This window comes from Kluyvera sp. EC_51 (genome assembly GCF_019584505.1).
Taxonomy (GTDB): Bacteria; Pseudomonadota; Gammaproteobacteria; order Enterobacterales; family Enterobacteriaceae; genus Kluyvera; species Kluyvera sichuanensis.
The window spans coordinates 110,141-132,579 of record NZ_VDAG01000092.1; the positions used below are offsets into that span (position 1 = coordinate 110,141).

The 22,439-nt window shown below is 55.4% G+C and carries 20 protein-coding genes; 8 read left to right on the forward strand and 12 right to left on the reverse strand.

Annotated features, from left to right (window positions below):
* The 8 genes from FHC49_RS17280 to FHC49_RS17315 all read right to left on the reverse strand — a co-directional run bounded on the left by FHC49_RS17280 (position 1) and on the right by FHC49_RS17315 (position 10,028).
* On the reverse strand, positions 1-1,023 hold the full coding sequence (locus FHC49_RS17280; RefSeq protein WP_255581395.1) for a microcin C ABC transporter permease: 1,023 nt from the start codon (positions 1,021-1,023) through the stop codon (positions 1-3).
* Positions 1,024-1,025: 2 nt separating this feature from the next.
* Positions 1,026-2,117 carry a microcin C ABC transporter permease YejB gene (locus FHC49_RS17285; RefSeq protein WP_185666884.1) on the reverse strand — a complete coding sequence of 364 codons (1,092 nt, stop codon included), beginning with the start codon at positions 2,115-2,117 and terminating at the stop codon, positions 1,026-1,028.
* 9 nt (positions 2,118-2,126) lie between these two features.
* Entirely contained in the window at positions 2,127-3,917 is a 1,791-nt protein-coding gene (locus FHC49_RS17290) for an extracellular solute-binding protein (protein ID WP_370631772.1), read from the reverse strand.
* Between the two features lie 104 nt (positions 3,918-4,021).
* Positions 4,022-5,584 carry a cyclic di-GMP phosphodiesterase gene (locus FHC49_RS17295; protein WP_220440418.1) on the reverse strand — a complete coding sequence of 521 codons (1,563 nt, stop codon included), beginning with the start codon at positions 5,582-5,584 and terminating at the stop codon, positions 4,022-4,024.
* A gap of 123 nt (positions 5,585-5,707) precedes the next feature.
* Complete coding sequence (gene mepS, locus FHC49_RS17300) at positions 5,708-6,280, reverse strand: bifunctional murein DD-endopeptidase/murein LD-carboxypeptidase (RefSeq protein ID WP_185666886.1); 573 nt, start codon at positions 6,278-6,280, stop codon at positions 5,708-5,710.
* A 418-nt stretch (positions 6,281-6,698) separates the two neighbouring features.
* The gene (locus tag FHC49_RS17305; protein WP_220440419.1) at positions 6,699-7,415 is read right to left on the reverse strand and encodes a phosphatase PAP2 family protein; all 717 of its coding nucleotides are present in this window, start codon (positions 7,413-7,415) and stop codon (positions 6,699-6,701) included.
* Between the two features lie 44 nt (positions 7,416-7,459).
* Positions 7,460-8,437 (reverse strand): GTP-binding protein, encoded by a 978-nt coding sequence (locus FHC49_RS17310; protein ID WP_220440420.1) that lies wholly within the window; start codon positions 8,435-8,437, stop codon positions 7,460-7,462.
* 124 nt (positions 8,438-8,561) lie between these two features.
* The gene (locus FHC49_RS17315) at positions 8,562-10,028 is read right to left on the reverse strand and encodes a mannitol dehydrogenase family protein (protein WP_220440421.1); all 1,467 of its coding nucleotides are present in this window, start codon (positions 10,026-10,028) and stop codon (positions 8,562-8,564) included.
* Positions 10,029-10,233: 205 nt separating this feature from the next.
* Between FHC49_RS17315 and uxuA the strand changes: the two genes are divergently transcribed.
* Positions 10,234-11,424 (forward strand): mannonate dehydratase, encoded by a 1,191-nt coding sequence (uxuA, locus tag FHC49_RS17320; protein ID WP_035893479.1) that lies wholly within the window; start codon positions 10,234-10,236, stop codon positions 11,422-11,424.
* A gap of 106 nt (positions 11,425-11,530) precedes the next feature.
* On the opposite strand, the gene yeiP is transcribed toward uxuA, so the two are convergent.
* Positions 11,531-12,103, reverse strand: coding sequence for an elongation factor P-like protein YeiP (gene yeiP, locus FHC49_RS17325; protein ID WP_185666890.1), 573 nt, complete (start codon positions 12,101-12,103; stop codon positions 11,531-11,533).
* A gap of 154 nt (positions 12,104-12,257) precedes the next feature.
* Here yeiP and FHC49_RS17330 point away from each other — a divergent pair, with 154 nt between their 5' ends.
* The gene (locus FHC49_RS17330) at positions 12,258-12,512 is read left to right on the forward strand and encodes a YkgJ family cysteine cluster protein (RefSeq protein ID WP_185667036.1); all 255 of its coding nucleotides are present in this window, start codon (positions 12,258-12,260) and stop codon (positions 12,510-12,512) included.
* Here FHC49_RS17330 and setB read toward each other — a convergent pair.
* Complete coding sequence (setB, locus tag FHC49_RS17335; protein WP_185666891.1) at positions 12,509-13,690, reverse strand: sugar efflux transporter SetB; 1,182 nt, start codon at positions 13,688-13,690, stop codon at positions 12,509-12,511. The genes FHC49_RS17330 and setB overlap by 4 nt on opposite strands.
* A gap of 361 nt (positions 13,691-14,051) precedes the next feature.
* Here setB and fruB point away from each other — a divergent pair, with 361 nt between their 5' ends.
* Genes fruB through fruA form a run of 3 tightly spaced genes read left to right on the forward strand, consistent with a single transcriptional unit; the run spans position 14,052 to position 17,822 of the window.
* Positions 14,052-15,182 (forward strand): fused PTS fructose transporter subunit IIA/HPr protein, encoded by a 1,131-nt coding sequence (gene fruB, locus FHC49_RS17340; protein WP_220440422.1) that lies wholly within the window; start codon positions 14,052-14,054, stop codon positions 15,180-15,182.
* Positions 15,183-16,121, forward strand: coding sequence for a 1-phosphofructokinase (fruK, locus tag FHC49_RS17345; protein WP_220440423.1), 939 nt, complete (start codon positions 15,183-15,185; stop codon positions 16,119-16,121).
* A gap of 15 nt (positions 16,122-16,136) precedes the next feature.
* Positions 16,137-17,822 carry a PTS fructose transporter subunit IIBC gene (gene fruA, locus FHC49_RS17350; RefSeq protein ID WP_220440424.1) on the forward strand — a complete coding sequence of 562 codons (1,686 nt, stop codon included), beginning with the start codon at positions 16,137-16,139 and terminating at the stop codon, positions 17,820-17,822.
* Here fruA and FHC49_RS17355 read toward each other — a convergent pair.
* Positions 17,809-18,060 carry a hypothetical protein gene (locus FHC49_RS17355; protein WP_220440425.1) on the reverse strand — a complete coding sequence of 84 codons (252 nt, stop codon included), beginning with the start codon at positions 18,058-18,060 and terminating at the stop codon, positions 17,809-17,811. The two genes, fruA and FHC49_RS17355, sit on opposite strands and share 14 nt — an antisense overlap.
* Before the next feature lie 47 nt (positions 18,061-18,107).
* Here FHC49_RS17355 and FHC49_RS17360 point away from each other — a divergent pair, with 47 nt between their 5' ends.
* The 3 genes from FHC49_RS17360 to FHC49_RS17370 all read left to right on the forward strand — a co-directional run bounded on the left by FHC49_RS17360 (position 18,108) and on the right by FHC49_RS17370 (position 21,318).
* The gene (locus FHC49_RS17360; protein ID WP_220440426.1) at positions 18,108-19,049 is read left to right on the forward strand and encodes a pseudouridine kinase; all 942 of its coding nucleotides are present in this window, start codon (positions 18,108-18,110) and stop codon (positions 19,047-19,049) included.
* Positions 19,037-19,972: a pseudouridine-5'-phosphate glycosidase gene (locus tag FHC49_RS17365; RefSeq protein ID WP_220440427.1), complete on the forward strand. Its 936-nt coding sequence runs from the start codon at positions 19,037-19,039 to the stop codon at positions 19,970-19,972. The genes FHC49_RS17360 and FHC49_RS17365 overlap by 13 nt, the downstream gene beginning before the upstream one ends.
* Positions 19,973-20,067: 95 nt before the next feature.
* Positions 20,068-21,318 (forward strand): NupC/NupG family nucleoside CNT transporter, encoded by a 1,251-nt coding sequence (locus FHC49_RS17370; protein ID WP_185666897.1) that lies wholly within the window; start codon positions 20,068-20,070, stop codon positions 21,316-21,318.
* Between the two features lie 25 nt (positions 21,319-21,343).
* Here the strand turns inward: FHC49_RS17370 and FHC49_RS17375 are convergent, their stop codons facing one another.
* Positions 21,344-22,438 (reverse strand): sugar kinase, encoded by a 1,095-nt coding sequence (locus tag FHC49_RS17375; protein ID WP_220440428.1) that lies wholly within the window; start codon positions 22,436-22,438, stop codon positions 21,344-21,346.
* Position 22,439: the final 1 nt, after the last annotated feature.

The window sequence follows — 22,439 nt, forward strand, 5'->3', positions numbered from 1 at the left end:
TTATACCGCCTTAGAAGGATCGAAGGCGTCGCGCACCGCCTCGCCGATGAAGATCAGCAGCGAGAGCAGTACGGCGACGCAGAGAAACGCGGCGATCCCAAGCCAGGGGGCCTGCAGGTTATTTTTGCCCTGAAGCAGCAGTTCACCGAGCGACGGTGAACCGAGCGGCAGGCCAAAGCCAAGAAAGTCGAGCGAGGTCAGCGTAGTGATGGAGCTGCACAGGATAAACGGAGTAAAGGTCAGGGTGGCGACCATCGCATTGGGCAGCATATGTCGCAGGATAATGCTGCGATCCCCGACGCCCAGCGCCTGCGCGGCGCGAATATAGTCATAGTTGCGGGTCCGCAGGAATTCGGCGCGCACCACGCCGACCAGCGACATCCAGCCGAACAGCACGGTAATCGCCAGCAGCCACCAGAAGTTTGGCTGCACGACGCTTGAGAGCAGGATAATCAAAAACAGCGTCGGCATACCCGACCACACTTCGATAAAACGCTGCCCCCATAGGTCAATACGCCCGCCGTAGTAGCCCTGCACGGCGCCGACAATCACCCCCATCACGCTGGAGCAGACCGTCAGAATCAGGCCGAACAGCAGTGAGATACGCGTACCGTAGAGAATACGCGCCAGCACATCACGGCCGTTAGCATCGGTGCCCAGCCAGTTTTGCCGCGATGGTGGAGCGGGGAAGGGGATATCGGTGCTGAAGTTAATGCTGCTGGCGCCGAAGCGTATGGGCGTCCACAGCACCCAGCCATTTTTCTCCAGCCGCTGCTGCAGCCACGGGTCCTGATAATCGGCGGCGGTGGCGAACTCTCCGCCGAAGGTTTTTTCGCTGTAGTTTTTCACCACCGGGACGTACAGGCTGCCCTGATAGCTGACCAGCAGCGGGCGATCGTTGGCGATAAGCTCTGCGCCCAGGCTACAGACAAAGATAACCAGAAAGATCCACAGCGACCAGTAGCCGCGTCGGTTGTGGCAAAAACGCGCCCAGCGGGCCTGGTTGACGGCGTTCAGGGTCATGATTAGCGGCCCTCAAAATCAATGCGTGGGTCCACCAGCGTGTAGCTGATGTCGCTGACGATGTTCATCAGCAGCCCTATCAGGGTGAAAATATAGAGTGTGCCGAACATCACTGGATAATCGCGGGAGACGGTCGCTTCGTAGCCCAGCAGCCCCAGTCCGTTCAGGGAGAACATCACCTCGATCAGCAGCGAGCCGGTGAAGAACATGCTGATAAAGGTGGCGGGGAAGCCAGCAATAACCAGCAGCATGGCGTTACGGAAGATATGCTTCCAGAGGATCTGCTTTTCGCCGACCCCTTTTGCCCGCGCGGTGACCACGTACTGTTTGCGGATTTCGTCGAGAAATGAGTTTTTCGTCAGCATGGTGAGTGCGGCAAAGCCGCCGATCACCGTTGCCAGCACCGGCAGGGTAATGTGCCAAAGGTAGTCGGTGATTTTCTGGTACCACGGCAGGGTGTCAAAGTTCGCTGAGACCAGCCCGCGCAGCGGGAAGATGTCGTAATAGCTGCCGCCGGCGAAGAAGACGATCAGTACGATGGCGAAGAGAAACGCCGGAATAGCGTAGCCGATAATAATGCCGGTGCTGCTCCAGATATCAAAGCGGCTGCCGTTGTACACCGCCTTACGAATGCCCAGCGGAATAGAGACCAGATAGATAATCAGCGTGCTCCAGAGCCCGAGCGATATGGAGACCGGCAGGCTCTCTTTCATCAGTTGCATAACCGAGGCGTTGCGGAACAGGCTGTTGCCGAAATCAAAGCGCAGATAGTCGCCGAGCATCTTGAAGTAGCGTTCGTGCAGCGGTTTGTCGAAGCCGTAGCGATGGGTTATCTCGGCGATAACCTCTGGGTCAAGGCCGCGTCCGCCGCGGTACTGACTTTCCGCGATATTGCCAACGCCCGCCCGCGCCTGGCTACGTTCCAGCCCGCCGCCACCGCCGGGTAGCCCGCCCTGATGGCCGAACTCTACCGCCGCAATCGCCTGGTCAACCGGGCCGCCGGGCGCTATCTGTACGATAAAAAAGTTGAGCGTGATGATTGCCCATAGGGTCGGGATAATCAGCAGCAGTCGGCGAATCAGATAGGCACCCATGTTCTCTCCTTAACGTCGGGAAGCGGGTAAGGTTGCCGCTTTATTCACGTCGTACCACCAGGTGTCGAAGCCCGGCGCATCCGTGCCGGAGGCATAGAGCGGGTGGATGCTGGGATAAGAAAACTTATTCCAGTAGGCGGTTCGACTGCCGGACATATACCACATCGGCAGCATGTAATAGTTCCAGGTCAGTACCCGGTCGAGGGCGCGCCCGAGCGGCAGCAGCTTCTGCTTATTGCCCTGCCAGCGGATGATTTGGTTGATCAGGTTATCAATCGCCGGGCTTGCCACCCCAGGCGAGTTGTAGGAGGAGTTGATGTATTCCGATGACCAGGAGATTTGCAGATCTGAACTAGGCCACGGCATCGCCCGCCACAGGCGCGGCATCATGTCGTAGTCGCGCTTACGCATCCGGTTGGTGATTTGCGAGATATCGACCTGGCGGATATCCATTGTCACACCCAGACGCTGTAGATTGCGCTGGAAGGGCATCACCCACTGATCGTTGCCGCCGGAGGGCAGCAGCAGTTCAAAGCGCAGCGGCTGGCCGGTTTTTGCATTGATGCGCTGCTGGCCTTTCAGCACCCAGCCGGCGTCGGTCAGCAGATTTCCCGCCTTCAGCAGGTTGTTGCGGTCAAAGCCGTGCCCGTCTGACGCGGCGGGCTGGTAGATGGAGGTGAACACTTCCGGTGGTAGCTCACTCTTGAGCGGAGCCAGCAGCGTTAGCTCGTCGGCATTCGGGTAGCCACGCGCGGCGTATTCGGTATTCTGGAAATAGCTGTCGGCACGACTGTAGGCGTTGTAAAACAGGGCTTTGTTCATCCATTCGAAATCAAATGCCATGCTGACTGCCTGACGCACGCGGCGGTCGTTGAATACCGGGCGCTGGATATTAAAAGCCAGCCAGCGGGTATCCTGCGCGGCGTTGTTCTTCTGTTCATCCTTAACGATGTAACCGCTGGCAAAGTTTTTGCCGATATAGCGCGTCGCCCAGTTTTTAGCGCTGCTCTCGGTGCGCACGTCATAGGCACCGGCCTTGAAAGCCTCAAACGCGACGTTGTCATCGAGGTAGTAGTCATAGCGGATGGTGTCGAAGTTCCAGCGGCCACGGTTTACCGGCAGGTCGGCGCCCCAGTAATCTTTCTCGCGCTGATAGACGATATATTGCCCCATCTTCCAGTCGCTGATGCGATAGGGGCCGCTTGCCAGCGGCGGCGTGCTGAGCGGTTCACTGAGGTTATGATCTTTCCAGAACTTTTCCGGCAGAATCGGCAGGGTAAACAGGCTCAGCATATCTTCCTTGCCCGGTTTCGCCAGCTCAATGCGTACCGTCAGTGGGGCGATAGCCTTGACGGTAGTGCCTTTGTAGACCAACCGGAACTGCGGCACGCCTTCGGTCATAAATTTGTTAAAGGTGAAGGCGACGTCACGCGCGGTAATAGGGCTGCCGTCGTGGAAGCGGGCGCGCGGGTTGATGGTCAACTCCACCCAGGAATAGTCATCGGCGTAGCGCGCCCGGTCGGCGACCAGCGGATAGTAGCTGCCCGGCTCGTCGTCGGAGGTGGTGAACAGCGCGTCGTACAGCGAGTCGGTGCGCACCGCGGCGTTTCCGCGCAGCGCAAAGCGGTTGAAGTTATCAAAGGTGCCGAGTGCGGCCAGCGTGACGTTGCCGCCTTTCGGGGCGGCAGGATTGACGTAATCAAAGTGGTTGAAGTCGACGGCGTATTTAGGTTCACCGATCACCGCAAACGCGTAGCTCTCTTTAATGGTCTGCGCCTGCAGGGACAGGCTGAACAGCATCAGCAGGGTCAAACAGACACGCGCTACGATCACGATAGGGCTACCCCGCATTGAAAAGTATTGATTGAAAACGTCTTTTATCCCTGAATCTTAAATGACCTTGCTTAACTTGTGAAATACTTTGCTGGCTTACGATATTCCACAATCAGCTGCTGCAGCGTGAGCGGGCGGCTTATCAGATAGCCCTGAAGATAGTCGACGCCGTGATCGCGAAGCCAGCTTGCTTGCTCCTCCGTTTCCACCCCTTCGGCAACCGTCACCAGGTTCAGGCGATGCGTCAGGGTCAGTACCGCATCCAGCACCGGTGAGGTGATGGTCTCCCGACCGATAGCGTTGACAAAACCGCGGTCGATTTTCAGATAGTCGAGGGTGAAGCGTTCAAGGTAGATAAGCGCGCTGTGCCCGGTGCCAAAATCATCGATAGCCACTTCAATGCCTTCACCGCGCAGCCAGGTAAACAGGCTCATGGCCTTCTCCTGGTGCAGCATGTCTCGTTCGGTTATCTCCAGCACCAGCTGGAAGTAGTTTTGCGGTAGGCTGGCCGCCAGGTTGCGGATATCCTGCTGGAAGCTCTCGGCATGCAGGTGACCGGGCGCAATATTGATGCCGAGCTTGGCGCCCGGCGGCAGAAGATCTTTTAGCACCGGCGCATCGCGGGCGATCAGCTCAAACAGATGGTGGGTGAGGGGGACGATGAGATCCTGCGCTTCGGCATAGCTGATAAACGCATCCGGGGGAATATTCCCGGCGGTTGGGTGCGACCAGCGCATCAGCGCCTCTGCGCCGGTAATCTGGCGATTCTTCGCATCCACCACCGGCTGATAGACCACGTAGAACTGACGGTGTTTGATGGCAGAGAGGATCTCTTTTCCTGGACGCGAGCGAATGGCCAGAATATAGAGGCACAGCAGGCCGCCGATCAGGCCGCAGGTGAGCCCAAGCAGGATGGAATAGAGCGAGTTATCGCTGCTGAGCGCGTTGCTGTAGAGATAGACCTCCAGCGGCACGTCGTTGATCTTCACGTGGCGAACGGCGGTATCGGTGATGTCGTTGACCGCAAGGGGTTTGCTGCTAAAGGTAGAGATGGCCGTCTTACCGTTAACCACCAGCGCGACGCCGTTATACGGGGTCTGCTTTGACGAGTAGAGCACCCAGGGCATCAGGTTGGCGTTAATCGAGGCGAAAACGCCACGGTTCTCCAGCAGCGGGCTTTTTACCCACAGCACAAAGGCTGGGGTGGTTGGCATCATCGGCGTACCGGGGACGATCCCCATCACGTGCGTTTTGCTGAGATCGAGATCTGGCACCAGATCCTTAAGCCCCAGCGACATCTCCCCGGTAGCCGATGAACAGTAGGCTATCTGATCTTTCACCAGCAAAAATGCTCGCACGTTCATGCTGAACGCAGCGCGTTCGGTGAGTTCCGACGACACGGCATGGCATGGATCCATGGTCAGCGGCTGCAGGGAATCCATCGTCACCAGGATCTGCCTGAAATAGTTATTTAAGTAGTTTTGCAGGCTGGAGATAGTGTTATCAAACTGGACCGAGCGGCGGTGATGGAAAATAGAATACTGTGCCAGCCCGGCCGCGAGCGCAATCAGCAGGCCAGCGACAATACTGGTGAGGACGATTCGACGGTTAATTGATGAGTGGCGAGTGAACATGCAACTTCTCTATGCTACGGAACTCTAAAGAAAAGAATAATGATGAAGCATAAAAAAAGCACTGCCGGAGCAGTGCTTTTTTTATGCTTACCGTCAGCCAAGGGAAACTGACGGTAAACGACATTACGAACGACTCAGGACGCGGCGTGCTTCGTTGTAACGTTTATTCCAGTACGGTTCATTCATGCTGGAAATCGTCACACCACTGCTGGTGGAAGCATGAACAAACTGGTTGTTGCCGATGTAGATGCCAACATGGCGACCGGTAGAGCCGGCGCGGAACAACACTAAATCACCGGTTCGAAGCTGATTGCGTTTAACGGATTTGCCCGTTTCCTGCTGCTCCCAGGTGGAGCGCGGCAGCTCTAAACCAAACTGTTCGCGGAAGGTACGCTGCACAAAGCTGGAGCAGTCGATACCGCGCTTGGTGTCGCCGCCCAGACGGTAACGGACACCTTTCCATCCTGCGTATTGATCCATCAGACGGGACTTCACGTCGAGGTTACGCACCATGGTTTCAAATTCATCCTGAGAGGCTTGCAGTGACGAGGCATCTTCGGTGCCCACTGCATGCGTCTCAGAATGCATGTTCTTAGCGGTGTTGCTGGTGTTACTACAGGCAGAAAGCAGAACCGCAACTGCTACTGCTGGAATCGCTCGCAAGATATATCTCAAAATCGGCTGAGATTTGACCATTTTCGTTGTTTTCCCTTGAAGTCCTTAACGATGGAGTCGTTATAAAAAATGCCAAACGCGTCTGAGACTAAATACACGCAATCAATGAGACAATTCTTTGAATTCATTTTTGTGGCTTAGCGCACAAAGTTTTATTTACGAACCAAATAATTGCTCTTTGAAACGACAAACGCGAATGAGATTACCTTAACGAAAGCGGCATTGCGAGCGCTTTTGCCCGATTTTTTATAAGAAATCGTGATACACAAAGTTAAAAATTGTGAATGGCCAAAATTGCGTCACTGGTGAATGAAAAATGGGCAACTCATTCATTATCAAAATGAATGTTGTGACGGGAAGATGACAATAACGCGGCGGGATAAAAAAAAGAAAAAGAGGGCGAATACCCTCTTTCTGGAATATCAGATGAATTGGTTATTTATTGCGCCGATTTCGCTTTGGATAAATGGGGCAAATTTCGTTCAAAGAGGCCGATCACATTATCGCTTAATGGCGTCATCAGCACCCACGGTACGCCAATCAGCACTGCGGTTAACGAACCGACGGCAATATCGGTAAACCAGTGTGCGCCGATCATCACGCGCGGGAAGGCGAAAACCACAAAAATAATCAGCGAAATAATGAACGCTTTCTGACCGAAATAGCGCCACATGAAGGTGGCGAATATCAGCAGCATCATTCCGTGGTCACCGGGGAAGCTGTCCCGCGAGCCGTCTTTGGTCGAGAAGTCGATAAAGTCGCTGACGCGGTGTACGCCCGGCACGGAGAGCGACGGGCTGCTACGGGTGACCGGCATCAGGTGCTGCGCCAACTGGTTAATGATGACCGCCGACAGCAGCATCACCAGCCCCATCACCACGATTCGGCGACGGCCCTGGGTGGTTTCTTTAAGCCAGAAACTCAGCATCAGACAGCCCATTGCCAACAGCGAACAGCCGTCAAAGGCGCGGTTATTAATAATGGCTAAGAACCAGGCGTAGCCCAAATTATCTGCGGTTAAACCCCGGTTAAAGAAGTGAAAAATGCCAAGGTCGGCCGCGGACCAGAATCCGTGATTTGCCGGCAGGAACCAGGAGAGAAACAACGCCACGCCGGCGGCGTTGAGTAAAATAATCAGGGGATAACGTGTACGCATCTTAGTATTCATAGCAATTAGTCTCGGTGGAAACCTTAGCGGTTTCAACCTAAACGAAGTTTCAACAGCGCCGTTTGTAGCGAATTCCAGTCGGTTTGCGCGTCGTTTATCAGCTCAATACGGCTATCTGGTGGCGCAACGTTCTGTGTTTCAATGTGCAGATCGACGCCCTGGCGATTAATACGCACCAGTCCTTCAGGAATACGCATCACCGCTTTCAAACGAGTCACCGGAGAGAGACGCGCCCACTCCAGCAGGCCGATGGTGTCAAACACGGTTTCGGCGTCAAAAATCCAGCCGCAGGCGTAATAGCCCTGGCCCTCGTTGACGCTTCTGCGCCAACGCTGGTGCTCCGGCAGGTTTAACGCCGCGAGGCCTTTGTTTGACGGATGTGAGTGCGAGTGCGCCGCACTGGCCTTGAGCGGCGCCGTGTTGCTGAGTGGCGTATCCAGCAGGGCATTATCGATGCTGCCTTGAGTGGCTTCTACCAGCTGGCGTTCAGCGCCGTGCTGCAGCCACCAGGCGGCCAGCGCCTGCTGGCTTTCGGCGGTGGCGCGGTCCGTTTTGTTGCTGACGATAATGTCTGCCGCCGCGAGTTGGTCGCGGAAGTTTTCATTGTTGGCGACCTTGTCGTCCAGCAACTGGCGAGGATCGATCACGCACAGCGTGGCGCGCAGGTCTATCCACGGCTCGTAAACCGGGGCGGTAAGCAGGTCGAGGATCTGCTTGGGATGACCGAGGCCAGTAGGCTCAATCAGCAGACGATCCGGTTTGCCCTGGCGCAGCAGCGTATTCAGGCCGACCTGCATCGGCAGGCCGTTAACGCAGCACATGCAGCCGCCGGGGATCTCTTTGAGCAACGCGCCGCTGTCGGCCAACAGGGCGCCGTCGATGCCGACTTCGCCAAACTCATTGACCAGCACGGCCCATTTTTCGTCGGCAGGTTTATTGGCCAGCAGGTGCAGAATTGAGGTAGTTTTCCCGCTGCCGAGAAAGCCGGTGATCAGATTGGTTTTAGTCACGAAAACTCCGCAGAGGACATAGTGATAGTGTTATCTGGATCACTTTATCCTGGCGAAGCGACGTCGAAAAGAGAAGTGTTAAGGCGGGCTAATCTAATATTAGCCCGCGAAATAGCAGAAAAGGTTAACTATTGAGCGCGGTCAGCACCGCCTGGCGTGCGCCTTGTTGCACCAGATGCTGCCAGGCCTTCTCGATGGCCTGAACAAACTGCGGGTTGGCTGGCAGGTCGCTGCCGAAAATTTCCTGCAGCGTGAGCAGCGCAGCAACCCGGTTCTCGTCGCTACTGTTCGCCACGATGCCGCGAATTTTCTCCGCCAGCGGGTCACGAACATCAATCGGCTGCCCGGCATCATCCACGCCGCTCACGTAGCGCATCCATCCGGCGACGGCCAGCGCCAGCAGCGGCCAGCGGCTGCCGTTCTGGAGATGAATACGAATGCCGTCCAGCAGACGCTGTGGCAGCTTCTGGCTGCCGTCCATGGCGATTTGCCAGGTACGGTGCTGGAGCGCCGGGTTGCTGAAGCGCACGATCAGGCTATCGGCATATGCCCCGAGATCGACATCGGTAATACGCAGCGTAGGGGCCTGCTCGGCCATCATCAGATGGCGCGCCGCCCGGCGGTAAGATTCGTCCTGCATGCAGTCGCTGATGTGCGCATAGCCCGCAAGATAGCCGAGATAGGCAAGGAACGAGTGGCTGCCGTTAAGCATACGCAGCTTCATCTCTTCCCACGGCAGAACGTCGCTGACCATCTGCGCCCCAACGCTGCCCCAGTCAGGGCGTCCGGCGACGAAATCATCTTCTATAACCCATTGGATAAACGGCTCGCAGCTGATGGCACACGGATCTTCGACACCCAGCTCCAGGGTGATTTCTGCCAGCGACGCTTCGGTTGCGGCTGGGACGATACGGTCAACCATGGTGCCGGGGAAGCTGACGTATTCCGCAATCCAGCTTGCCAGCTCAGGGTCCCGACGAGTTGCCATATCCAGCACCGCATTTTTGACCACATGACCGTTATCAGGAATGTTATCGCAGGAGAGGACGGTGAAGGCCGGGAGACCACGATCGCGACGGCGAGATAGGGCTTCGACCAGAATGCCCGGCGCGGAGTGGGGCTCCGTGGGTGATGCAAGATCGTGAACGATCCGCGGCTGGGTGAAATCGAGATGACCGGTCGCCGGATCGATGCAATAGCCTTTTTCGGTGATCGTCAGCGAGACAATCGCCACCTGCGGCTCACAGAATTTTTCGATAATCGCCGCCAGAGAATCAAGCTTTGCGTTCAGGCACTCGTGGACCGCGCCAATAATAATCGGCTGATTGCCCGCAGCGCTCTTCTCCATCACGGTAAACAGATGATCCTGCTGACGGAGCTGGCTCATCAGCACGTCGCCGCTAAACAGGCTGATTTCACAAATCCCCCAGTCGCCGCCGTGCTGGTTCAATACCCGGTTGGTTAACAGCGCCTGATGGGCGCGGTGAAAAGCACCAAAACCGAAGTGCACAATCCGCGAACGTAGCTGTTGTCTATCATATTGAGGGCGCTGGACGCTGACGGGAAGGGCACTTGTGGCGATTGTATTCATTGTTCACACATCCGATTAACGATTAATTAACGTATGCAGTGTAAAGTTATATGACAACAAATTGAATTGGTGTGCCGTATTTATCGCGTTAATGTGAGCTTGATCAATCAATCCCAGCGGATTTATTGACGGTTCTGAATAAACATGTATGGTAGTCGTCATTGAAGATGATTTTATTGGTATAACAACTTTAGAGGGTGAGGCAATGGAACAAACCTGGCGTTGGTACGGCCCGAACGATCCGGTATCTCTTGATGATGTGCGTCAGGCTGGCGCGACGGGCGTCGTAACGGCATTGCACCACATTCCAAACGGTCAGGTATGGCCGGTTGAAGAAATTAAACAGCGTAAAGCGATGCTGGCTGAAAAAGGTCTGACCTGGTCCGTGGTGGAGAGTATCCCGGTTCACGAAGATATTAAGACTGGCTCCGGTGAGTACAAAACCTGGATTGCCAACTACCAGCAGAGCATCCGCAACCTGGCTGAATGTGGCATTGACACCGTCTGCTATAACTTCATGCCGATCCTTGACTGGACGCGTACCGACCTCGAGTACACTCTGGAAGATGGCTCTAAAGCGCTGCGCTTTGACCAGATCGCTTTTGCGGCGTTTGAGTTGCACATCCTGAAGCGCGAAGGAGCACAGGCGGATTACACCGCGGAAGAGCAGCGTCAGGCGCAGGAATACTTCAAGGCAATGACCGAAGCGGAAGTCACCAAGCTGACCCGCAACATCATTGCTGGCCTGCCGGGCGCGGAAGAGGGTTACACCCTGGACCAGTTCCGTGCGCGTCTGGCGGAATACGACCACATCAGCAAAGAAAACCTGCGTGAAAATATGGCGGTGTTCCTGCGCGCTATCGTGCCGGTAGCGGAAGAAGTCGGCGTGCGCCTGGCGGTTCACCCGGACGATCCACCGCGTCCAATCCTCGGCCTGCCGCGTATCGTTTCTACCATTGAAGATATGCAGTGGCTGAAAGAGACCGTTGATAGCATCAACAACGGCTTCACCATGTGCACCGGTTCTTACGGCGTGCGTGCAGATAACGATCTGGTGAAAATGATCGAGACCTTCGGCGACCGTATTCACTTCACGCACCTGCGTTCTACCTGCCGTGAAGGAAACCCGAAAACCTTCCACGAAGCAGCACACCTGCAGGGCGATGTGAACATGGTTGCGGTGGTTGATGCGATTCTGACCGAAGAGCAGCGTCGTAAGAAAGCGGGCGATCTGCGTCCTATCCCAATGCGTCCTGACCACGGTCACCAGATGCTGGATGACCTGAAGAAGAAAACCAACCCAGGCTATTCTGCGATTGGTCGTCTGAAAGGTCTGGCGGAAGTGCGCGGCGTTGAGCTGGCGCTGAAAATGACCAAGTTCCGCGATCTGCTGTAATTCGTCATTTTCGCAAAATAAAAAAGGGTAGCCATTTGGCTGCCCTTTTTGTTGGCCTATTTCCGTAGCCCGGCGTCGCGTTGCTCGGCCGGGCTACTAAAGACAGTTAGTCCGCGCGGCACATATAGCGTTTTTCTTCGATATGAACGCGAATTTTTTCGCCAGTGGTCAGGTATTCAGGAACCTGCACAACCAGACCGGTAGTCAGGGTTGCTGGCTTGGTACGGGAGCTGGCGGAAGCGCCTTTGATGCCCGGTGCCGTTTCCACGATTTCCAGATCGACCGTCTGCGGCAGTTCCAGCGCCAGAACTCGGCCATCCCACAGCAGAACCTGCATTTCCGGCATACCACCTTCAGGAATGAACTGCAGCTCTTCAGCAATCTGGTCGTGGGTGAAGATGTACGGGGTGTAATCTTCTTTATCCATAAACACGTATTCGTTGCCATCGATGTAGGAGAAGTCAACGAAGCGGCGGTTCAGGGTCACGGTATCAACCATGTCGTCGCCTTTAAAACGCTCTTCAACCTTCAGGCCGGTGCTGACATCGGAGAAGCGCATTTTGTACAGCGTTGCTGCGCCACGGGCGCTCGGTGACTGAATATCAATATTTTTTACAATCAGCAGCTTGCCGTTGTAATTCAGCACCATACCTTTTTTAATTTCGTTCGCTCTTGGCATTGCAATTATCCTGTGAACTAGGGTGTCAAAAATATCGCGTAAAAGTACTCGTGCCGAGCGTTTCAGGCAAGAGGATTTAAAGGCTTTTGCTATGGCTGCTCAAAAGGTGGTAATGTGCGCGCCACCACCTTATCCACACTACAGAGAACCCGCGATGGAATGTCGTCCGGACTGCGGGGCTTGCTGCACTGCACCTTCAATCTCCAGCCCCATTCCCGGCATGCCCAACGGCAAACCGGCTAACACGCCCTGTGTGCAGCTCGACGAACGCCAGCGGTGTAAAATCTTTGGCTCGCCGCTGCGCCCGAAGGTGTGCGCAGGGTTACAGCCCGCGCCTGAAATGTGCGGCGTCACCCGCGACGCGGCGATGACCTATCTGCTTCACCTCGAAGCGCTGACCGCGCCCTAAACGTCTTTAATCCGCACCAGGCAGCAAAGGGTGCCGACGCACAGCGCCAGCGCAATCCAAAATACGGTGTGGTAGTTCCAGATTTCCGCCACGACGCCCGCCAGCGAACCGGCAATGATCCAGCCGACGCGCGAGGTATTGGCGTACAGCGTGGTGGCTGAGCCGGCTTGCCCCGGCATCAAATCCTGGAAGTACAGCATGCCTATCCCGCCGAGAATCCCGATATACACCGCGTTCAGCAGCTGCATGGCCAGCAACAGCGTTGGGCTGCTGAAGGTCAGCATACCTATATAGAAGAATAGCCCAGCCACGGCGGCCAGACGCATCAGGAAGCGTTTACCCAGGCGCTTGGCGAAGTAGCCCGCAATCAGCATCGTCGGGATCTCCAGCCCGGCGGCAGTGCCCATCATCACCCCGGCCAGCTTCTCCGGCAGATGCAGTTCATTAATGATGTACAGCGGCATATTGATGATATAGAGGCTGTTAGTGCCCCACATCAGGGTACAGATAACAAACAGCAACAGCGCATCCCGACGGTTGGTGCGTGGTGCCTGAATCGTACCGCTGGCCGCCGCTTTCTCCTTGCGCATGGTTGGCAAAAACAGCCAGACCATCGCGCCGCAGACCACAAACGCCACCGCAGCCGACAGATACATCACTGTAAAGCTAAAGCCCATGGCCAGTGCGTAGGCCAGCGGCGGGCCAATCACCCACGCCAGCGATACCTGAGCACGCATAATCGAGCTGAACATTACCGCCTCGCGGCCGGTTTTATCGGCGTGCTCGCGGGCGAGGGCAAACATTTGCGGGTTGGCCGTGGAGCCAAAACTGCTGAGGAAGACGCCGACAAACAGCAGAATAAAGTAGTTACGGTTCCAGGCGAACAGCACGCAGGCCAGCACGCCGAGCAGGCAGCAGACCACGATCAGATTTTTACGGTCGCCGCGTTTATCCGAGTAGCCCGCCAGAAATTGGCTGACCAGAATGCCGATAACGGCGCTGCCGGTGAAAAAGAAGCCCACCATCGCCGGGCGAACGTGCACTTCATTACTGAGGAACAGGCTCAGCGTTGGGGTCTGTAGTGCGCCGGCAATACCGGTTAAAAAGGCAACAATCAGAAAGGATGACGAGGTGAAATCAAACGATCGCCGTGGGGCGGCGGCGGTGCTGTTTTGCATGTTGTTTTATCGGTCGCTTTAGGAGAGGCGGGGAGTTTACGCCGCGACTCAGAAAATGAACAGTAACCTAAATCAAATTCGGCACGAAAAATTAAAAGGCCATTTCAAAATCCAGCTTACGTCTTGCTGAAGCCGTTGTTGAGTCGCCATCAGCGCGTCAGCAGTTGTGGCGAGAATGCTAATGAAATGTGCTGTAGATCTAATTTATGCAATCAAATTGTCAGCAAAACTTGCAGGCTGATTAAGAAAGGCACAATATTATTGAAACGTTTCAGCGTCGTCTTCAGCACCTCACTCGCTAAGTACGACGATTTTTTCTCACCAAAGCTGAATCGATTCAATTCAGCGCGCGAGGGGAACCATGTTCCAGTTAACTGTTCAGGATATTCATCCCGGCCAGCAGGCCGCGAATAAAGAAGAGGCTATTCGGCAGGTTGCTGCAGCGCTCGTCAGCGCAGGCAACGTTGCTGACGGTTACGTTGCCGGCATGCTGGCGCGTGAGCAACAAACCTCCACTTTCCTTGGCAACGGCATTGCGATTCCGCACGGCACCACCGATACCCGCGATCAGGTGCTGAAAACCGGTGTTCAGGTTTATCAATTCCCGCAGGGCGTCACCTGGGGCGAAGGCCAGACGGCGTACGTCGCTATCGGTATCGCCGCCAGCTCCGATGAGCACCTCGGCCTGCTGCGTCAGCTGACGCATGTGCTGAGCGATGACGCGGTGGCTGAACAGCTGAAAACCGCCACCACCGCGGAAGAGCTGCGTGCGCTGCTGATGGGTGAAAAGCAGAGCGAAGTGCTGAAGCTTGATAACGACACGCTCTCGCTTGACGTGGTTGCCAGTGACCTGGTGACGCTGCAGGCGCTGAACGCCGCACGTCTGAAAGAAGCGGGTGCGGTAGATGCCAACTTTGTGGCGCGCGTGATTAACGAGCAGCCGCTGAACCTGGGCCAGGGTATCTGGCTGAACGACAGCGCGGAAGGCAACCTGCGCAGCGCTATCGCGGTAAGCCGCGCGGCAACGCCATTTACCGTCGGTGACGCTTCTGCTTCGCTGCTGATCTCCGTCGCCATGGCCGATGCTCAGCCGACCGCAGTGCTGAACCGCCTGGTCAATATTCTGCTGGACAACAAAGCTGAACGCCTGCTGAAAGCCGATGCCGCTACGCTGCTGGCGCTGCTGACCAGCGATGAAGCGTTGGCTGAAGACGTGCTGAATGAAGAATTCGTGGTGCGTAACGAACACGGTCTGCACGCCCGTCCGGGCACCGTGCTGGTGAACACCATCAAACAGTTTAACAGTGACATTACCGTCACCAATCTTGACGGCAGCGGCAAACCAGCCAACGGGCGTAGCCTGATGAAGGTTGTCGCGCTGGGTGTTAAAAAAGGTCATCGCCTGCGCTTTACCGCACAGGGTGATGATGCTCGTCAGGCGCTGGACGCTATTGGCGAAGCCATTGCTTCAGGCCTCGGGGAGGGCGCATAAATGAGCAGAAGAGTAGCCACAATTACCTTAAACCCGGCCTATGATTTGGTAGGGTTCACGCCAGAAGTTGAGCGTGGCGAAGTGAACCTGGTGCGTACCACCGGGCTGCACGCGGCGGGTAAAGGCATTAACGTGGCCAAAGTGCTGAAGGACTTAGGCATCGACGTCACCGTAGGTGGTTTCCTGGGCAAAGACAACCAGGATGGTTTTCAGCAGCTGTTCAGCGAACTGGGCATTGCTAACCGTTTCCAGATCGTCCAGGGCCGTACCCGTATTAACGTCAAGCTGACGGAAAAAGATGGTGAAGTTACCGACTTCAACTTCTCTGGTTTTGAAGTTACCCCGTCTGATTGGGAGCGTTTCGTCAATGATTCCCTGAGCTGGCTGGGTCAGTTCGACATGGTGTGCGTGAGCGGCAGTCTGCCAGCGGGCGTGAGCCCTGAAGCGTTCACCGACTGGATGACGCGTCTGCGTAGCCAGTGTCCGTGCATTATTTTCGACAGCAGCCGTGAAGCGCTGGTTGCCGGGCTGAAAGCCGCGCCGTGGTTGGTGAAGCCAAACCGTCGCGAGCTGGAGATCTGGGCTGGCCGCAAGCTGCCTGAAATGAAAGATGTGATTGAAGCGGCCCACGCGCTGCGCGAGCAGGGTATTGCTCACGTGGTGATTTCGCTGGGTGCAGAAGGCGCGCTTTGGGTTAACGCCTCCGGCGAATGGATCGCCAAGCCGCCGTCAATGGAAGTGGTAAGCACCGTAGGGGCAGGGGATTCAATGGTTGGCGGCCTGATTTACGGCCTGCTGATGCGTGAATCCAGCGAGCATACCCTGCGTCTGGCGACCGCCGTTGCAGCGCTGGCGGTAAGCCAGAGCAACGTCGGGATCACCGACCGTACCCAGTTGGCCGCGATGATGGCGCGTGTCGACCTGAAACCTTTTAACTAACAGCGGGAGAGGCGTATGAAAACGCTGCTGATTATCGATGCCAAACTCGGACAGGCTCGCGCTTATATGGCGAAGACCCTGCTGGGTGCGGCGGCGCAGAAAGCGCGCCTGGAGTTCATTGATAACCCGAACGACGCCGACCTGGCGATCGTGCTGGGCACTGCTCTGCCAGCGGATACCGCGCTGGCTGGCAAACAGGTTTACCTTGGCGACATCAACCGTGCAGTTTCCCATCCGGAACTGTTCCTGAGCGAAGCCAAATCCCACGCGTTGCCTTACGAGGCTCCGGCGCAGGCGGAACCAACCGCCAAAGGTGCGGTAAAACGCATTGTGGCGGTCACCGCGTGCCCAACCGGCGTGGCACACACCTTTATGGCGGCTGAAGCCATTGAAACCGAGGCTAAAAAACGCGGCCTGTGGGTGAAAGTGGAAACCCGTGGCTCCGTGGGCGCTGGGAACGCGATTACGCCAGAAGAAGTTGAGCAGGCGGATCTGGTTATCGTGGCGGCGGATATTGAAGTGGATCTGGCGAAATTTGCTGGTAAGCCGATGTATCGCACCACCACCGGCCTGGCGCTGAAGAAAACCGCGCAGGAACTGGACAAAGCAATGGTTGAGGCGAAGCCGTATCAGCCAGCTGGCCAGAGCAAATCCCCGGCGGATTCTGCGAAGAAAGAGAGCGGCGGCGGGGCGTATCGTCACCTGCTGACCGGTGTTTCTTATATGCTGCCAATGGTCGTGGCGGGTGGTTTGTGTATCGCCCTGTCCTTTGCCTTCGGTATCAAAGCGTTTGAAGTGAAAGGCACGCTGGCGGCGGCGCTGATGCAGATCGGCGGCGGTTCAGCCTTCGCGCTGATGGTGCCGGTGCTGGCAGGCTTTATCGCCTTCTCCATTGCTGACCGTCCGGGTCTGACCCCAGGTCTTATCGGCGGTATGCTGGCGGTGAGCGGCGGTTCTGGGTTTATCGGCGGTATCATTGCAGGCTTCCTGGCCGGGTACGTCGCGAAACTTATCAGCACCAAGCTGAAGCTACCGCCAAGCATGGAAGCGCTGAAGCCAATTCTGATAATCCCGCTGGTCTCCAGCCTGATTGTTGGCCTGGCGATGATCTACCTGATCGGCACCCCGGTTGCGGCGCTGCTGAACTGGCTGACCCACTGGCTGCAAACCATGGGTACCGCGAACGCCGTCCTGTTGGGTGCGATCCTCGGTGCGATGATGTGTACCGACATGGGTGGCCCGGTGAACAAAGCGGCATACGCGTTCGGCGTTGGTCTGCTGAGTACCCAAACCTACGCGCCGATGGCGGCGATTATGGCGGCCGGTATGGTTCCACCGCTGGCAATGGGTATTGCCACGCTGATTGCGCGTAAGAAATTCGATCAGGGTCAACGTGAAGGTGGTAAAGCGGCGCTGGTTCTTGGCCTGTGCTTTATCTCCGAAGGGGCGATTCCGTTCGCGGCTCGTGACCCGATGCGCGTCCTGCCTTGCTGTATCGTCGGCGGTGCCGTTACCGGTGCTATCTCGATGGCGGTTGGTGCAAAACTGATGGCACCGCACGGTGGTCTGTTCGTCCTGCTGATCCCTGGCGCTATCACGCCGGTACTGGGTTATCTGGTGGCGATTATCGTGGGTACGCTGGTGGCTGGCCTCTCTTACGCGGTGTTGAAACGCCCGGAAGTCGTCGCTAAACAGGCGTAAGTTTACCTTTATTCGGAAAGGGCAGAGCGATCTCTGCCCTTTTTTTATTTTTCAAATTTGTGTCCTGCCTTTCAATTTTTTCCTCGCTTTCAGTCGCCTGCAATAAAAATTTGTGACTCCCCTCATATCTATTCATTTTCGCGCTTGCGGATGGATTTACTTTATCTAAATCCAGCATATTATGAACATATGTTTGATAATGAACATGTGCTCTAATAAATTTCATTGCGATCAACATCGTTAACGAACTCATTTTTATGGCAATTTATTGCCAGAGGACGTGCTATGCGTGAAAAGGAATACATTGTCACTATTGGCTCTGCCAATATGGACGTGGCAGGATATTCGCATGCTTCTTTAAACTATGCAGATTCCAACCCAGGCAAAATAAAATTCACTCCTGGCGGCGTCGGGCGCAACATTGCACATAATTTGGCACTGCTGGGAAAGGACTCGTGGTTATTAACGGCCGTCGGCAGTGACTTTTATGGTCAATCATTATTAGCCCAGACCAGTCAGCCAGGTGTGCACGTTGATAAATGTCTTATCGTTTCTGGGGAAAATACCTCAAGTTATTTATCTCTGTTGGATAATACTGGTGAAATGCTGGTAGCTATCAACGATATGAGTATCACCGAATATATTTCTGCTGAGTTTTTAGCGCAGCATGCAGATTTTATTCGTGGGGCAAAGGTGATTATTGCTGACTGTAATATCAGCGAAGCGGCGCTGACCTGGGTGCTGGATAACGCTGGCTCCACGCCGGTATTTGTTGACCCAGTTTCAGCCTGGAAGTGCGTCAAAATTCGCGAGCGGTTGGGCAAAATACATACCCTGAAACCGAACCGTCTGGAAGCTGAAACCCTAAGCGGTATCACGCTCTCAGGGCGAGAGGATGTCGGCAAGGTTGCCGCATGGTTCCATGAGCATGGCCTGAATCGCCTGGTGCTTAGCATGGGCGGCGACGGCGTTTACTACAGCGATATTCACGGCGAACACGGTTGGTCACGACCGCTGAAAACCAACGTTATTAATGTTACCGGGGCCGGTGATGCGATGATGGCTGGGCTAGCTTCCTGCTGGGTTGATAACGTGCCGTTTATTGAGTCTGTCCGATTTGCGCAGGGTTGTTCATCAATGGCGCTGTCCAGTGAATATACCAATAACCCTGATCTGTCTATTGCGAACGTTACATCGTTAGTGGAGAACATAGAATGTCTGAATTAACTCTTTCCCCTGAATTATTACAAATTTCACCAGAAGTCCAGGAAGCTTTAAACAGCAAAAAGCCGATTGTTGCACTGGAATCGACCATTATTTCTCACGGCATGCCTTTCCCGCAGAATGCGCAAACGGCGATTGAAGTTGAAGAAACCATTCGCAAGCATGGTGCTGTTCCTGCAACGATTGCGATTATTGGCGGCGTAATGAAAGTCGGCCTGAGCAAAGAGGAAATCGAATTATTAGGCCGCGAAGGGCATAGCGTAACGAAAGTCAGTCGCCGTGATTTACCGTTTGTGGTTGCCGCCGGAAAAAATGGCGCGACCACCGTTGCCTCTACCATGATTATTGCCGCACTGGCCGGTATTAAAGTCTTTGCAACCGGCGGTATTGGCGGTGTTCACCGTGGTGCAGAGCATTCATTCGATATTTCCGCTGATTTACAAGAGTTAGCGCATACCAACGTTACGGTTATTTGTGCAGGCGCGAAATCTATTCTCGACCTCGGCTTAACTACTGAATATCTGGAAACCTTTGGCGTGCCGCTGATTGGTTATCAAACCCAGGCGCTGCCCGCATTTTTCTGCCGCACCAGTCCGTTTGAGGTCAGCATTCGCCTCGATAGCGCGAAAGAAATTGCTCGTGCAATGGCGGTGAAATGGCAGGCCGGTCTGAACGGCGGTCTGGTGGTGGCAAACCCTATTCCAGAACAGTTTGCGATGGCGGAAGAAGCAATCAATGCCGCTATCGATAGAGCGGTGAAGGAAGCGGAAGAGCAGGGCGTTGTGGGCAAAGAGAGCACGCCGTTCCTGCTGGCTCGCGTGGCGGAGTTGACCGGTGGCGATAGCCTGAAATCCAACATTCAACTGGTGTTCAACAACGCGGTGCTGGCTTGTGAAATTGCGAAGGAGTATCAACGCCTCGCATAAACCAACTTCACGGGCAGCGTGCGGTCGCCCGCGAATATCAAACATACCAAAACCTGGCGTTTACGCCGGGTTTCCTGGCATGAAGGGAAATCATTATGGATATAATGAGAAGTCTTGTGGGTATGGTGGTATTACTGGCCATCGCGTTTTTGCTGTCAGTGAATAAAAAGCGCATTAGCCTGCGTACCGTTGGCGCGGCGCTGGTGCTGCAAATTGCCATCGGCGGCATTATGCTCTATTTCCCGCCGGGGAAATGGCTGGTTGAGCAAGCGGCGCTGGGCGTTCACAAGGTGATGTCCTACAGCGATGCGGGCAGCGCCTTTATTTTTGGCTCGCTGGTGGGGCCTAAGATGGATGTACTGTTTGACGGTGCGGGTTTTATCTTCGCCTTCCGCGTGCTGCCCGCCATTATCTTTGTTACCGCACTTATCAGCCTGCTTTACTACATTGGCGTGATGGGGCTGCTGATTCGCGTCCTCGGCGGCATTTTCCAGAAAGCGTTGAACATCAGCAAAATTGAGTCCTTCGTGGCCGTGACCACCATTTTCCTCGGGCAAAATGAGATCCCGGCGATCGTCAAACCGTTTATTCATCGCCTGAACCGCAATGAGCTATTTACCGCAATTTGTAGCGGTATGGCGTCTATCGCGGGGTCGATGATGATTGGCTATGCGGGCATGGGGGTGCCGATTGATTACCTGCTGGCGGCCTCGCTGATGGCTATTCCTGGTGGGATCCTGTTTGCCCGTATGCTGAGCCCGGCAACCGAGGCATCAACCGTCACCTTCGAAAACCTGTCATTTACCGACACACCGCCAAAAAGCATCATCGAAGCCGCGGCGAGCGGGGCGATGACCGGCCTGAAAATTGCGGCTGGCGTAGCGACGGTGGTGATGGCTTTTGTCGCTATTATCGCGCTTATTAACGGCATTATCGGCGGTATTGGTGGCTGGTTTGGTTTCGGTCATGCGACCCTGGAAGGGATTTTTGGCTGGGTGCTGGCGCCGCTTGCCTGGATTATGGGCGTCGACTGGAGCGATGCGACGCTTGCGGGCAGTTTGATCGGGCAGAAGCTGGCGATCAACGAATTTGTCGCCTATCTCAACTTCTCTCCGTACCTGCAAGCCGGCGGTTCGCTGGACGTGAAGACGATTGCGATTATCTCGTTTGCCCTGTGCGGTTTTGCCAACTTTGGCTCTATCGGGGTGGTGGTCGGGGCATTTTCCGCCATTGCGCCTCAGCGAGCGCCGGAAATTGCCCAGCTCGGGATGCGGGCGCTGGCGGCGGCAACGCTCTCTAACCTGATGAGCGCCACCATCGCCGGGCTCTTTATCGGATTGTCATAATTAACGGAACCGTAAAGCCCAGGCGTTATGCCTGGGCGTTTTGCAGTAAGTAGATGGCGTTGTCAGCGGAGAGGGTAGGGTTATTGATGCTGACGCTGGCGCGCGACAGCGCAGCGCAGGCCATGGCGAAATTCGCGCGGTCGCGAAACTCGCTCCCTTCCAGAAAACCGTAAATCAGCCCTGCCATAAAGCCGTCATCGGCACCGAAGCTATCGACAACGGTGTGCGCAGGTGGCGTCAGAACGAACTGCTCGCCATCTTTCTCGCTGCAGAAAACCGACTCATCTTCCAGACAGACAAAAATATGCTGAATGCCCTGTTGATGCAGCGAATTGACGGCCTGAACGCGGTCGGCTGCGGAAACAATAGGCTGGCCCCACAGGATCTCCAGCTCTTTCTGCGTCGGTTTCAGGGTATGAATACGTGAGAACCAGGTCTTGATTTTAGCCGCTTTAAACTCGGATACGGTATCCACGAACACCGGAATATCATCGGCAATGGTAAAGACCCACTCAATGGCTTCCGGCGTCAGGTTACAGTCAGCCAGCACGACGCCCGCGTGGCGAATCAGCTCTCGCGAACCGTTCAACAGCTGTGGCGTGAGCTGCTCAAGAATATGGGTGTCGTTAATGGCCAGCACCGTCTCTTCCTGCTGATTGGCAATGGAGAGATAGGTGGCGGTGCTATGCCCGTGCAGGCGAATACAGCTGGAGATATTCACTCCGGCCTGGCGGGTCTGTTCCAGCAGCGTTTCGCCGTAAAAATCACTGCCGACCGCCGAGATAAGATGCACATCGCGGCCCAGTAACGCCAGGTTGTGGGCAATATTGCGCCCCACGCCGCCGGCTGAACAACGGATGTTACCTGGGTTAGAGGCGGCCTGCGGGTAGTGAATATCTGCAATACCGCGAATATCCATATTGATGGCACCCACCGCCACGCAGTACTCCTGTTCGGTGAGGATATAGCCTTTACCTTTGATCATTCCTTTGCGCATCAGATCCATAATATGCGCCGCCACGCGAGAGCGGCTGATCTGCAAAATATCGGCAATCTCGTTTTGCTGAATCAGCGGATTGCGACGCAGGATCTTGAGTATCTGCTTTTCCCTGTCGTTCATG